Source organism: Thiorhodovibrio winogradskyi, from assembly GCF_036208045.1.
In the GTDB taxonomy this organism is placed as follows: Bacteria; Pseudomonadota; Gammaproteobacteria; order Chromatiales; family Chromatiaceae; genus Thiorhodovibrio; species Thiorhodovibrio winogradskyi.
This window is the reverse complement of sequence record NZ_CP121472.1, coordinates 2,490,832-2,503,940: the sequence shown is the minus strand read 5'-3', so window position 1 is coordinate 2,503,940 and position 13,109 is coordinate 2,490,832. Positions and strand designations below refer to the sequence as shown.

The following is a 13,109-nucleotide window of genomic DNA, read 5'->3' as shown; positions in this document are numbered from 1 at the left end:
GTATTTCGCATTTTTTAGTCATTGCCGCGCGACGGTCGAGGGGCGGATCAGGCTGGCGCGACCCAGATTTCGGCCTCGGTGAGATCCTTGTCGGCGGGGCGAATGTGGGAGAGCTTGCCTTGTCCGAGGCGGACTTGGTCGAGGTCGACGCGATGCATACAGGCCAGATAAAGCTTGGCCCCGTTGAAACGGGCACCGCTCAGATCGCCGCGAGAGAAGTCGGCGTAATCCAGGTTGGCATCGGTAAAGTCGACGCCGATGCAGATGGCGTCGCTGAACAAGGCACCCCGCAGGTGGCTGGCCGTGAATTGCGCGGCGCTCAGGTCGGCGCCGGGAAAGACCGCGCTTTCCAGATCGGCTCCGCCGAATCTCGCCTGGCTGGCACGGGTTCCGGCGAACTGAGCATAGCGCCCCTGGGTGTTCTCCAGGATCGCGCCCCTGAGGTCGGCCCCGGCAAAGAATGCCTGGGCGATAGTGAGGCCGCTAAGGTCAGCGCCGCTTAAATCAGCCTCGTCGAGCATTGCCTGGGTGAGGGTGCAACCAGGAAAACGCTGCCCGGCCAGTTTGGCTTGGCGCGCGAAAGCCAGGGTCAGATCAGTCTGCTGAAACACGGCGGCGGTCAGGTCGGTTTCCGCCAGGGCGACCCGAAATAAAAGCGCCCCGGTGAAGTCTGCATGCCCTAGGACGCAGCCGGTTAGCTCAGCACGACTCAGGTCCGCCCGGTGGAAGCGCACGCCGTCGAGCGCGGAGCCGGAGAAGTCGGCTTTCTCTGCTTTCACCTCGCTCAAATCGGCGCCATCAAGGATGCAGGAGGTAAAGCGCGCCTCCTCGAGTTCAGCCCCAATCAGGCAGGCGTCCTTGAGCGAGCAATCCTTGAACCAGGTCTCGCGCAGGTTTGCGCCGGAGAGATTGGCGCCATCAAGCCTCACCTCGGTGAGAAACAGCCCGGAGAAATCCGCCCCGCTTAGATCCTCCCCGGTCAGATCGATATCTTTGAGTTGGCCAGTGTCCCGGGCCTGGGTCAGGAGGTCAGCGTGGTTATGCGAGGGCATCAAGCATCTCCAGATCCAGCAGGGTGCGTTTGAGGTTGGCCTGATCCAGGTCCGCCCCGCCGAGAACTGTCTTGCGCAAATCCGCCGCGAAGCAATTCGCGCCGGTCAGCCGGGCTTCCCGCAGGCTCGCCAGGGCGAAAGAGGCTTCCATGAGATTAGCCAGTCGCATGTCGGCCTGGTCAAGCACGGCCTTGGAGAAGTCCGCGTTCTTGGCCAGAGAGCGGGCAAGCTTGGCCCCGCTTAACCGGGCTCGGGACAGGTCGGCGCCCGTGAGCGTGGCGCGTTCCAGGTTAGTTGCGGTCAGGTCCGCGCCGCTCCATTGGGCGCGCTCGGCCTGGCTATCGCGCAGGTCGGCGTCGCGGAAGGAGGTTTCCGCGTCGGCGCGCGACTCGCGCAACAGCGCTTGGGCGAGGACGCTGCCGCTGAGGTCAGCGCCGCCGAAACGCGCATTGACCGCCCTGGCCTGGGCGAGGTTGGCGCCGCGCAGCACGGCCTGATCGAAGTCGGCGTTGCTGAGATCGGCCTGCTCCAGCAGGGCGTCGGTGAGATCCGCCCGGCTGAAGTCGGCATCTGGAAAGCGGCTTTGGCTGGCCTGAATGCCGGTCATGCGTGCTTGATGAAAGCCAGCGCGACTCCCCTTGGCTTGACTGAGGTTGGCGCCGGCAAAATTGCCGCTGGTGAAATCCGCCTCGGCGAGGTCGGCCCCGCTAAGGTCAGCCTCCTGGAAATTGGCCCTCCAGGCATCCGCCTGGGCAAATACGGCCCCCGCGCAGCACGCCCGGGTGAACACCGCCTCGGTCAGCACCGACTCGGTAAAAAGCGCGCCGCTGAGGTTGGCACCGTCAAAGCGAGCCCGCTCCAACAGGGCGCCAGAAAAATCCCGTCCGCTCAAGTCTTGGCCAGAGAAGTCCCGCCCGGACAGGTCGCGCCCGGCCGGATCCGAGGTCGTCTCGTCCTGGCCCAAATCGCCCTCCCGCGTGCTCCCGTCTCGCGGCGCGCTTTGGTTCGCGCTTGAGGCTATCGGCTTTTCGGCGCCCATGGTCGCCAGGAAGGCGAGAAAGCCCGCGAGGGCGGCATGGGCTTCGCGCATCTGACCGGCTGCCTCGGGGGTGATTTGTCCCTTGGTCAGCATGGCGTCGATCTCCTCCAGGCTCGGCGGCTGGGGCTGATGGCGTTGCGCGGCCGCGAGCGACTCTTCCGGGGTAACGCACTGTTTCGCGGTGAAGGCTTGGGTCTGAATCCGCGCTTCCTCCAGCATTTCCTCCAGGCTCTTGTCGGGCAGGCTCTTGTCGGGCAGGCTCTTGGCCATCTCCTTGGCTTGCGCCTCGTACTTCTGAACCAATTCTGCCATCTGCTCCTGGTTGTAGCCCATCTTGGCCAGCATCTCCCGACTTTCGCTCTGAATGCGCGCCATTTCCGCGTGGAAATCCGCCATCGCCGGACTCTCCACTGGAGGCTCGGTTGGTGGCGAAGCCCCGGGTTCCGCCGCGGGCGACTGATCCGGCTGCCGCGCATCCTGGGATGCAAAGGGTTCCTCATCCGGAGGAAAGAGCGCGGCACGGGCTTGCTCCAAATAGTGATCCGCGGGCAAGGGTGCGACGGCGAGGGACTCCTGCCCAAGGATCACATAGCCAATATCATCGGCGTCTTCGTCCTCGATCATCAGGATGCCCCGATAACAGATGATGCCGATATCCAACTCGGGTAAAAACCACAGGGTGTCAGCGACCGTTTCGACTTCGCGCAACTGGTCGGGCTGCTTGCCGGGGCTGGCCACGAAGGCCCTGGTGCGCAATCCGGGCAGGGTTCCCGAGATTATCGGACGCGACGGATGCAGATGGGTGAGTTCAAAGTCCTCATCGCCGGTTAGAAAACCCTCCATCCACTGATCCGGAGATGCGCTCATGTGAACGAGCGGGTTGGTCGTCATGGGCAACTCGCGCCCGCCGGCGGCGAGCCAGCGCGCGTTGAAAGATCCAAGATGCTTGCTGCGTGAAGGCCACCAGACCGGCACCGCTTGCAGGCTGGCTGGACTTGGATCCCGGCCGGGCGACAAGGGATGCTCGGCGGCCAGGATGACATTCGGCAGCGGGCGGCGTCCGGATGCGTCCAGATCGCGTCCCTTGCCAAAGGGATTGGCGGGCATTTTCGCGCCGCCGAAGGTGCTCTGCCAACTGAGCGGAATGCGCTGGAAGGGCTCGGGCTGCCCTGGGAGCCCAAGGGCTCCCTCGCGAAATCGCTCGCCAAACACCATGAGTTCCTTGACGACCTGGCCCACCCGAACCCGAACCGGGCAGATTTCGATAGGTTTAGGCGGCACGCAGGCGCCCTGGACCAGGAACTCGGCGCGCGGCTTGGGCCGTCCGGCATCGAAGACATCTCCTTCGCCCAGCGCCGTCGCCAGGGCTTGCCAAATGTCGGCTTCTTCCATCAGCGCCGGTTGTCCATGCGCATCGCGCGCGGCGGAGAGCGGAAAGCCAGCGAATAGAGAGAGCACCAGGCGCGACTCCCCAGCAATGGCGTCAATGGTGGGAAGCAGGGAGAGGTGGTCGGGCTTGATAACCTTCATGGGCGTCTCATGCTACGGCGGAATACGTGGGAGAAAGCGGGTCTTGAACTTGCCAGGGCGCATGGCAGACGGGCTTATGCAAGATGGATGGTCTTGCCATCGATCTTAATACCTTGGCGAGCTGTTGCTTTTAGAGTATTGCATTGCTGCGTCAACTCATCGATTATCTCCTCTGAATGTTGGAGTTGAACTCGTTGGTTTTCACCGATGTGTTTAAAGTTTTCTACTGCTTGCGAAAGCGTGCCGATATGACGCGTTTCCTGTTCAATGTCTGCAATTCTATTGTTGATTTGCTCATGAAATTCAGGCCCTTGCAAAGAAATCCCTTGACCATGCACAGTGATGCTCGAAACTTCTTGTCCGACTTGGTTAAGAACTTGAATAACAACCTCTTTGGGCGATTGAATCTTCACCCCATCGACATTCAAGGTGATTCGTCCCTGTGCTTGGGGTCCGGTTTTCGCCTTCCAGTCTTTTAGAATTTTGGCGATCCAAACTGCCGTGCCAATAGTCAAGCCCACGCCCACACTGGAAAGGGTGATACCCAGGGCCGCGCCAGTTTTCTTATCCGAGATCATGCGTTTGGTATAGGGCTTGGTGAATGCATCCGTTGTCAGCACGCTGCCGGCCGCGCTGGATGCAGAGCCGAATAGTCCCAAGACCAGCGCGCCATAGGCTTGCTTCAGGGGCGCGGTCAGCGCCTGGCTGTAACCGCCGCTGATTTCGACACTTTCAAGCCCGGTAATGGTTTTTTCCTTGGAGAAATCCTCGGAACTGCCATTCCCCAAGGAAATCATATCGCCATGGTTATAGGATACGCCCGTGCCATAGCCCGCGGAGAAGTTGACGCCAACAGTGAGACTGTTGCTTGAGCCGATACTAATGCTATTGCTATAGGAACCGGAGATGCTGGTATTGGTACCGGCGAAAACGCTAAAGGCATCGCCGACACCATAAAAGACAGACTGACCCGTTGTATGTTGCACATAACTGGGTTCATCGTCGGGATCGCCCGATGGCGCACTGCCGAGGCTGATGCTGCTGTCCGAACTTGGAGAATACAGGGAAATGAATTCCTTGCCCCGTTCATCGCCCATGACAATCTCGTTGCCACCGGGCGTGCGGATAATGTTGATTGCCGCGTTCTTGTCCGTGACAACATTGGGCTTTTCGGGGTTGAACACCGCTCCCGCGATAAAGGGACGATCAATGTCGCCCTGCTCGAAGCCGATCATCACTTCCGCGCCCTTGAGCAAGGGAAAATGCAGACCGTGGCCTTCGCCAGCATAGGGAGTCATCATGCGCAGCCAGCAGGAGGCCTTGCCGCCGTCCCGCCCTGATAGATCGAAGGGCATGATGACCTTGTAGCGGCCATGTTCGTCGATTTCGGCATACTGGCCAGAGCCGGCGGCGTCGATCTTGGCGACCAGATTGCCCGGTACCACCGGCTTTTTCATGCGCACCAGCGGCCGGTACTGAATGGTGCTGGGGATGCACTCAAAGACGTTACGGTAATAGAGAGCGTCTTTGTCCTCCAACTGATCGAGACCCAGGCCACTCACCAACCAGCGCTCCTGACTGCCTTCATGGCGCACCGAGGTGGTCAAATATTGGCGGTTGAAATCCTGACGGTAATGTCCAGTCAGGGTGAACAGATAGCCGGGTCGAATCCCTGGGATGGAGGATGTTCCATGAAAGACCTTTTCCATGCATTTGAACATTTCCGCTCGGGCCTTGGCCAGATATTGGCCTCCGGCGAGATAACGAAAACGGTCAGCCCAAAGATGAATCTCGCCAAAACCCTGGTCGTCATCAATCCCCGCTTGAGCTTCCATATTCAGGCTCGGACGCATGTAGTTATAATCGTGCAGCATGACCTTTTGTGGCAAGGGCCGCTGCTTGAGCGTGAAGCTGCTGATGCCATGGTTGCCATGCGCATGCAAGCCAGCAGACGGGGAAAAACTCAAGGTTTCATAACCCGGGAGCGGCACGTGGGCGATCAGGCTATCGGAGCAAATAATTCTTTCAGCAATCGTGCCTTGCTCAAACCAATAATAAGCCCCGCCATGTTCGGCCCAGCGCGATGCAAAGTCGAAATGGGACTCGCCATATTGGCAGGCATAGTCGTAAGGCGGAAATTGCTGCGTCAGGCGGATGGCAAAATCCACTTCGGCTATAAGTCCGCCGTCCTTGAGCACGGCGGCAACGAACTCATCCGCGGGCATGTTGAGAAAGATCTGATTCTTGCGCGTAATCGTCAACCACCACATTTTTGGTCGCAGTTCCGCCCGGTAAAAAACGTAAGGACCAACTTGATGGAGTTGCTCAAAGGACGTCAGAATGCCGTGAAAAGGCTGGTCCGCGAACCCCTGTGCCCGGGATTTAATGGTCAAGGTCGCGGGGTTGGCCAAGATCGGCTCGATATCAAGATCATTTAACTCGGAAACCAAAAGAACGTCGAAGCTGTACAGGCTGGAGAGCGCCTCTTGCCCGGTAAACTTGACCACGCTAAAGGTGTTTTCCGCAAGGCCGTGGCTGATGAAGGTAAAAGCGTTCTGGGCAAGTTCTGGCATGATGAACTCCTGCGGGGGGTGGGACGGCACTTGGGCGCCCCAGCACCCGCTGATGGCGAGCGGCTTGAAACGACACGGCTTGGGATAGACGGCCAGGATAGAGAGCGCGCGATTTTAACCTTGGCTCATCTCCCAGGCGAGAAAAAACAGCCCCCAGGAGAGCAGGTATTGCCACAACTGCCACTGGTTCTGTTTCAGCACGCATCAATCGGCGGCATAATAGCGCGTCATCGGCGTCTCGCGGCCAGCCGCCAACGGATGCCGGCAGCACAACCACCGGCAGCAACCACCAAAGACTCATGAAGAAACAACTCAAGGCCTGCATTCTCGGCGGCACCGGCTTTGTCGGTCGCGAACTGGTTCAGCAACTGCTCGTGCGCGGCTACCAATGCCGACTGCCGACACGTCGCCCACATCGCCATCGCGATCTGAAGCTGTATCCCGGCGTTGTCGTCACTCCGCTCAGCAGGCTCGACACTGCCAGCCTAAGGGAGCTTTTCAACCACTGCGACCTGGTGGTCAATCTGGTCGGCATTCTCAACGAAAGCGCCCGCTCCAGCTTTCAGCAGGTCCATGTCGAGCTGGTCGAACGGATGCTTGAGGCAGCGCGCGCCGCCGAGGTACCGCGTCTGCTGCACATGAGCGCGCTCCATGCCACCGTACCCGGACAGGAAACGGCCGAGACCTCCGCCTATCTCAAGTCGAAAGGGGCGGGTGAGGCCTTGGCGCTGGCCGCGGAAACACCAAAGGCCACGGCCTTTCGACCCTCGGTGATCTTCGGTCGCGGTGACAGCCTGTTCAATCGCTTCGCCGGGCTGATCGACTGGGCACCTGGCTTTTTCCCACTCGCTTGTCCTGGCGCCCGTTTCGCGCCCGTGTGGGTGGGCGATGTCGCCGAGGCCATGGTGCGCGCGCTCGATCACCCGGAGAGCATTGGCCGCGCTTACGACCTCTGTGGTCCACGGGCACTGAGCCTGCGCGAACTGGTGGAATACACCGCCAAGGTGCGCGGGCGCCGGGTGCGCGTTATAGAGCTAAGCGACAAGGCCGCACAACGCCAGGCGCGACTGTTCGAGCGCCTGCCAGGCAAGCCCTTCACCATGGACAATTACCGCTCCCTGCAAATCGACAGCCTCTGCGCAGGGGACAATGGTCTGGTCGAACTTGGCATCGCCCCGACTGACATCGACCTGGAGGTGCCGCGCTATCTTGGCACTGGCTGACGCCCAAGGCGGCAAGGGGTTGTGCGCTGTCCACCGCTATTCCCAGGCGCCTCCCGCTGGGCCATTGACGGCTATTGTCGCGCGCCGATCCGGGGCTTAAGATGGGTTTTTGTCAGGTACCTCTGCCAGGCGGCCAATCCTGGTCCATAACCGGGTCCCATCATCCCCGCATATCATCAGGCACCGCCGTGGGAGTCCGCCGATGCAACTCGCCAGTGATTACTTCGAGCTTCAGCAGCTCACCGGCAACCGTGGTCTGATCTTTTCCTTCGTCGGCTTTTTGTCCGAGGGCATTCTCTACTCCCTCGGCGAAGCGCTGAAACAGAAAATGACCCTCGACGAAACCGACGCCAACGTCACCCGTCGTGTGTTCTCGGTCTTTGTCGAGCAGGTGCAAAATATCCTGCGCTATTCCTCCGAGCGCGTCATCAGCTCGCCGGGGCAGTCGAGCGCGCTCAGCTCCGGCATGATTTCCGTCGGCCGCGAGGCGGATGGCTTTTTTGTGCTATGCGGCAATGTCATGCGCCAGGAAGAAGCCATCACGCTGGATGAACGCCTGAGCGCCATCGCGAAACTGGACAAGGCGGGACTCAAGGCACTCTACAAGGAAAAGCTCCGCGAACCAACGGACAGCGATAGCGGCAACGGCAATGTCGGCCTGATCGAAATCGCGCGCCGTTCGAGCCGACCCATTGAATTCGACTTCATCCCGGTCGCCGAGAGCAAGACCTTTTTCTGTCTCAAGGCCTATATCTAACGCATGGACACTATTCACCGAGAAGCCACCGAACGTTCGCCCGAACTGCGCTTCGATTTCGCGAATCATCGCTTCTCCCTCGCCGGGGAGTCCTACCCCGAGGATGCGGCGGCTTTTTTTGGTCCGCCAATCAAGGCCATGGCGGATTATCTCCAGAGCCTGTCCGAGACCAGCGAGCCGGTGGTGCTCGAGTTGCGCATGCGCTACTTCAACAGCAGCAGCGCCAAGGCACTGATGAACATCTTCCAACTCCTCGAGCGCGCCGCCGCGCGCGGGGTACCAACTCATGTACGCTGGCTCTATGACCCCGAGGACGACGCCATGGAGGAATTCGGCGAGGATTTTGCCGAGGATTTCGAGCATGGGCGCTTCGAGATGGTGCCGCTCACCCAGAACGGGGGTTCATCGCCATGATCCAGTACGCGAAACCACGTGAGGACGGTGTCACCCTCTTCCCCTACGAAGAGCAAATGCTCGACCTCGCCGAAACCATGCTGCACAGCCTTGATGATGTGCCCGATGGTCTGCCGGAAGGCTTCAAGACGTTGCGCGACGCCTATCGCCAGAGCTATCGCGAGGCGCGGCGACTGCTGCGCATCAGTGACCGGCTCCAACTCGACCTGCATGACGCCAATCGACGCCTGTCCGAGCAGACCGTCCAGTTGCAAGCGCTAAACGATAAGCTGCACCAGGAGATCCAGCGGCGCAAGACACTGGAGCAGGAATTGCGACGGCTGGCAACCATCGACGAGCTGACGGATATTAGCAACCGACGCCATGTCCTCGAACTCGGCGAACACGAGGTACGTCGACATCGCCGCAGCCAAAAACCCTTGAGCCTGATGCTTTGCGATCTTGACCATTTCAAAGAGATCAACGACCGCCATGGTCATGCCGTCGGCGATGATGCCCTGCGCTTTTTCGCCCAGCTCTTCCGCGCCGAACTGCGCGAGGGCGACATCGCCGGGCGCCTGGGCGGCGAGGAATTTCTCGCCATTCTGCCGCAGACCGATCTTGACGAGGCCATGCTGGTCGCGGAGCGCCTGCGCGCGCGTCTGGCCGCCTCCCCAATCCCCGGCTCCCAAGCCAATCCTCAGGGCCCCATCAAGCTGTCGCTGAGTATCGGCGTGGCGGCCTTGACCAAAGACACCCCTCTTAACCGCGCCATAGCCCGAGCCGATCATGCGCTCTATCGTGCCAAGCATCATGGCCGCAACCAGGTGGTTGCGGACTCGCCGGACTTCCCTTGCCCGCTTGAGGCCAGTCACTAGCCGGGCACTGGCCGCTCGTGGTGGCAAAGCCGCGCGCCAACGCGGCGGTCTTGGCCAGGCGCCCGTCCAGGTGCTTGGCCTGGGCCTGTTGGCGCTGCTGGCCTGGCCGGGTTCAACGCTGGCGGCGCAACCCGAGACCTACAGCATTGGCGTCGAGGACATCGACTATCTGCCCGTCAGCGCCTATCGCGACGGCGCCTGGGTCGGCGTGCTACCAGAGTTGCTCGACGCCTTTGCCGCCGACGAGGGACTCCGCTTCGAGTATCGCCCGCTGCCGGTCTCGCGCCTGCTGCGCAGTTTTCTCAATGGTGAGATCGACTTCAAACTGCCCGACCATCCCGATTGGCAGAATGACAAGCGCAAGGATCTGGAGATTCACTACAGCCACCCCCTGCTCGCCTTCACCGATGGCACCCTGGTGCGGCCCGAACGCATGGGCGAGGACCAAGCCGCCATCCGGACCCTGGCGACCGTCATCGGCTTCACACCCTGGGCCTGGCAGGAGCCGATCAACCAGGGCCGGGTGCGCCTGCGTGAGAGCCTGGATCTGACCAGCCTCTTGCGCCAAACCCTGGCCGGGCGCGTCGATGCCGCCTATGCCAGCATTGAGGTCGCCACCTGGCAGCTCGAGCATGACCTGGACCAGGCCGGCGCCCTGGTGTTCGATCCCGGATTACCCCATGCACGCGACCATTACCATCTGTCCACGCTGAAACACCCGACCGTGCTCCGGGCACTTGATCGCTGGCTTGAGCGTTCCTCCGACAAGGTCGCCGCCATCAAGGCTGACTGGGGCATTGAGGCGGACGATCCGAACGGGACTGACCCTCGTGACAACGCCGACTAAGCCCCTGCCCCAAAGCCAGGAGCAGGATCCGCGCCCGAGCCTGATCGAGAGCCAGAGTTCAAACCAGCGCCAAAACCAGACTCGGCTCCGCGCCCGGGTCTCCTACTGGCGAGGGCTCACCTTCAAACAGGCCGCCATTACCCTGATGGCGGTTTCCTTGCTCAGCTTTTCCGCCGGCGCCCTGCAACTCTATCTGCAATGGCGCGACCTGCGCGTTGATCTCCGGGCCGAAATCGACCGCGTGCTCGCCCTGGTGCGCGGCTCGGCGACCGAAGCCGCCTACCAGATGCATCCCGAACTGGCGCGCCAGCTCATCGATGGCCTCAGCGCCCTGCCCGCCCTGGCCTCCGCCGAACTGCGGGACAATTTCGGCTCGATCCTGGCCGAAATCCAACTCGCTCCCGCCTCGCCGCCAAGCGCCCTGGCGACCACGCTGGCGCCGGCCTTTGCCGATGTCATCCACTACCGCCTTGTGTTACATGACACCGATAGCATGACTAATAGCGAGCAGGGTAGCCAGCCCGATAGCCAGCAAATCAGCGACACCCTCGGCACCCTGAGCCTGCGTCTCTCGCCGGACATCCTGGCGGACCGCTTCCTGGCCCAGGCCAGCACCAATTTGCTGGTCACCACGGTGCAAATTCTGCTGGTCTCGGCCCTGGTGGTCGCGCTCTTCTACTGGATGATCACCCGTCCCATTCTGCGCCTGTCCGACACCATCACCGCGGTCGACCCCGCCGCCCCCGGCCACTGGCGGCCGCCACGCCTGCGCGGACATGCTGGCGATGAACTCGGCATGCTGAACCAACGCATTGCCGATCTGCTGGCCGCTTTCCAACGCGGTCTGCATCAGCGCGACACCGCCGAGCGTGATCTGCGGGCACTGACCGAAGAGCTCGAGGACCGGGTGCGGCGACGCACCACCGAACTGCAGAGGGTACTTGGCGATCTGAACCAACAGAAAACCGCGCTTGAACACGCCTTTCGCGAACTCGACAGCACCCATGCCAAGCTTACCGAGACCAATGCCCAGGTGCTTGCCAGCATCGACTATGCGCGGCGCATTCAGAACGCCATTTTGCCGGCCCCCGAGCGCATCGCCCCACGCGACGCCGAGATCCTAGTGCATTGGGAGCCGCTGCAGGCCGTTGGCGGCGATTGGTACTGGTTTGAGTCCCTGCCCGGTCAGCAGAGCAACCAGCAGACCGACCAGAAGGGCCATTGGACGGCCGGTCAGCAAGGTGGGCAACAGCTGATTCTGCTCGCCGATTGCACCGGCCATGGCGTTCCTGGTGCGTTAATGACCCTTGTGGTCGCCTCGGCCCTGGAGCGCATTCTGCACGAGCAGAAGGTGTATGATCCGGTCAACATTCTCCATGCCCTTGACCATCTGGTGCGCCAACGCCTGCGCCAGGATCACGAGCACACCCAGGCCGATGATGGGCTGGAGGCCGCCGTGCTATGCCTGGACCCCGATGGCATCCACGCCAGCTTCGCCAGCGCCGGCATCGCCCTGATTCGGCTCGGCATGGATGACCAGGCGCGGGTCTATCGCGGTGCCCATGCCCAGCTTGGCTATGCCAGCCTGCCGCCACCGGGCCAGATCGAGCGGCATGGGTTCAGCCTTGCCCCCGGGGATCTATGCCTGCTGCTGAGCGATGGCATGACCGATCAGATGGGCGGCGAGCCCACCCGTCTGCTCGGGCGCCGGCGTTTTATCGAACTGCTCAAGCAAAGCCGCCAGCCCAAGCTCGCGGACTGGATCCAAGCCCTCGTCCAATCCCTTGCCGCCTATCGCGGCCACCAGGCGCGCCGCGATGACATGACCCTGATCGCCGTGCGCAAAACTCTCGAGCCTGCCAATCCCGCCGACAAGCGCCGGCCCGGATCTTCTGGGAAATCCTCTAAACATCCTCAAGCCCGCGCAGTTGCCATGTCGGTCGCGGCAGGGGCCCGGCTTGGGCGCCGCGCGCATCCGGGATAATCGGGGCGCCGCCGGCCAGGCCAGTGCCGATCAGGACCGCATCCATGCCGGCATCCAGGGCACCGCGAATATCGGTGCCTAGCTGGTCGCCGATCATCACCAGGTGTTGCACGCCGAGCAGCTCCCTGGCCTGATCGAAAATCGGCCGACAGGGTTTGCCCAGGCGCTCGAACGCCAGTGGCTGGCCGGGATCATGGGCATTAAGCACGGTCTCCAAAAGCACCGCCATGGCCCCGGCGGTCAGGCTGAAGGTATCAGGCGCGCAGGGAAAGATCAGATCCGGATTGCACAACAGCAAATGCAGTGGCTGAGCATCAGTGCGCCGACGCATGATGAGATTGAGCACGCGGTTAAAGTCCTCGGGCCAGCGCACTCCATTCTGGTCGGCAATGACCACCACCTCGGCGTCGCGGTCATCCTCGACCAGCCGCCCACCGGCGCGGGTAACATAGCCCTGGGCACTGGGTGGGCCAAGCAGCAGGCAGGAGGCGCCCGCGAGACCCTGATGGGCAAAATAAGGCTGCAGCAGCATGCCGGAGGTCAGCAGATGGCGCGCCCGCAGCGGCAGGCCCTTGGCGGTGAAATCCGCCGCGAGCTGCTCAGGCAGGCGACTGGCGGCATTGGTGACAATCAGCCAGGGCTTGCCGGCGGCATCGAGACGGGCGAGAAAATCCGCCGCCCCGGGCAGCGGACCGGTGTCGTCGAGCAGCACCCCATAGGCATCGAGCAGGAAGCCGTCGTAGCGCTCAATGAGTTGGGCCGGGGTAATCATGGCGCCTGGACCAATGCATCCGCCTCCAGCGGATCGCCCCCTGGCAGCGCGTCCCCTGGCG

10 protein-coding genes are annotated in these 13,109 nt (G+C 61.9%); 6 read left to right on the top strand and 4 right to left on the bottom strand.

The window, feature by feature from the left end; translation table 11 throughout:
- Positions 1-47: 47 nt before the first annotated feature.
- From Thiowin_RS11135 to Thiowin_RS11125, 3 genes are all read right to left on the bottom strand, one after another.
- Positions 48-1,052, bottom strand: coding sequence for a pentapeptide repeat-containing protein (locus Thiowin_RS11135; RefSeq protein WP_328987803.1), 1,005 nt, complete (start codon positions 1,050-1,052; stop codon positions 48-50).
- On the bottom strand, positions 1,039-3,621 hold the full coding sequence (locus Thiowin_RS11130; RefSeq protein WP_328987802.1) for a DUF2169 domain-containing protein: 2,583 nt from the start codon (positions 3,619-3,621) through the stop codon (positions 1,039-1,041). Before Thiowin_RS11130 ends, Thiowin_RS11135 begins: the two co-directional genes overlap by 14 nt.
- A 74-nt stretch (positions 3,622-3,695) precedes the next feature.
- The gene (locus tag Thiowin_RS11125) at positions 3,696-6,194 is read right to left on the bottom strand and encodes a type VI secretion system Vgr family protein (protein WP_328987800.1); all 2,499 of its coding nucleotides are present in this window, start codon (positions 6,192-6,194) and stop codon (positions 3,696-3,698) included.
- Positions 6,195-6,493: 299 nt separating this feature from the next.
- On the opposite strand from Thiowin_RS11125, the gene Thiowin_RS11120 reads away from it, so the two are divergent.
- From Thiowin_RS11120 to Thiowin_RS11095, 6 genes are all read left to right on the top strand, one after another.
- Complete coding sequence (locus Thiowin_RS11120) at positions 6,494-7,417, top strand: complex I NDUFA9 subunit family protein (RefSeq protein ID WP_328987799.1); 924 nt, start codon at positions 6,494-6,496, stop codon at positions 7,415-7,417.
- 202 nt (positions 7,418-7,619) lie between these two features.
- Complete coding sequence (locus Thiowin_RS11115) at positions 7,620-8,174, top strand: SiaB family protein kinase (RefSeq protein ID WP_328987798.1); 555 nt, start codon at positions 7,620-7,622, stop codon at positions 8,172-8,174.
- Between the two features lie 3 nt (positions 8,175-8,177).
- The gene (locus tag Thiowin_RS11110; RefSeq protein ID WP_328987797.1) at positions 8,178-8,588 is read left to right on the top strand and encodes a DUF1987 domain-containing protein; all 411 of its coding nucleotides are present in this window, start codon (positions 8,178-8,180) and stop codon (positions 8,586-8,588) included.
- Positions 8,585-9,445 (top strand): GGDEF domain-containing protein, encoded by an 861-nt coding sequence (locus tag Thiowin_RS11105; protein WP_328987796.1) that lies wholly within the window; start codon positions 8,585-8,587, stop codon positions 9,443-9,445. Before Thiowin_RS11110 ends, Thiowin_RS11105 begins: the two co-directional genes overlap by 4 nt.
- Positions 9,429-10,292 (top strand): substrate-binding periplasmic protein, encoded by an 864-nt coding sequence (locus tag Thiowin_RS11100; protein WP_328987795.1) that lies wholly within the window; start codon positions 9,429-9,431, stop codon positions 10,290-10,292. The genes Thiowin_RS11105 and Thiowin_RS11100 overlap by 17 nt, the downstream gene beginning before the upstream one ends.
- Complete coding sequence (locus tag Thiowin_RS11095) at positions 10,276-12,276, top strand: SpoIIE family protein phosphatase (protein WP_328987794.1); 2,001 nt, start codon at positions 10,276-10,278, stop codon at positions 12,274-12,276. Before Thiowin_RS11100 ends, Thiowin_RS11095 begins: the two co-directional genes overlap by 17 nt.
- Here the strand turns inward: Thiowin_RS11095 and Thiowin_RS11090 are convergent.
- Complete coding sequence (locus Thiowin_RS11090) at positions 12,197-13,048, bottom strand: HAD-IIA family hydrolase (RefSeq protein ID WP_328987793.1); 852 nt, start codon at positions 13,046-13,048, stop codon at positions 12,197-12,199. The two genes, Thiowin_RS11095 and Thiowin_RS11090, sit on opposite strands and share 80 nt — an antisense overlap.
- Positions 13,049-13,109 lie beyond the last annotated feature (61 nt).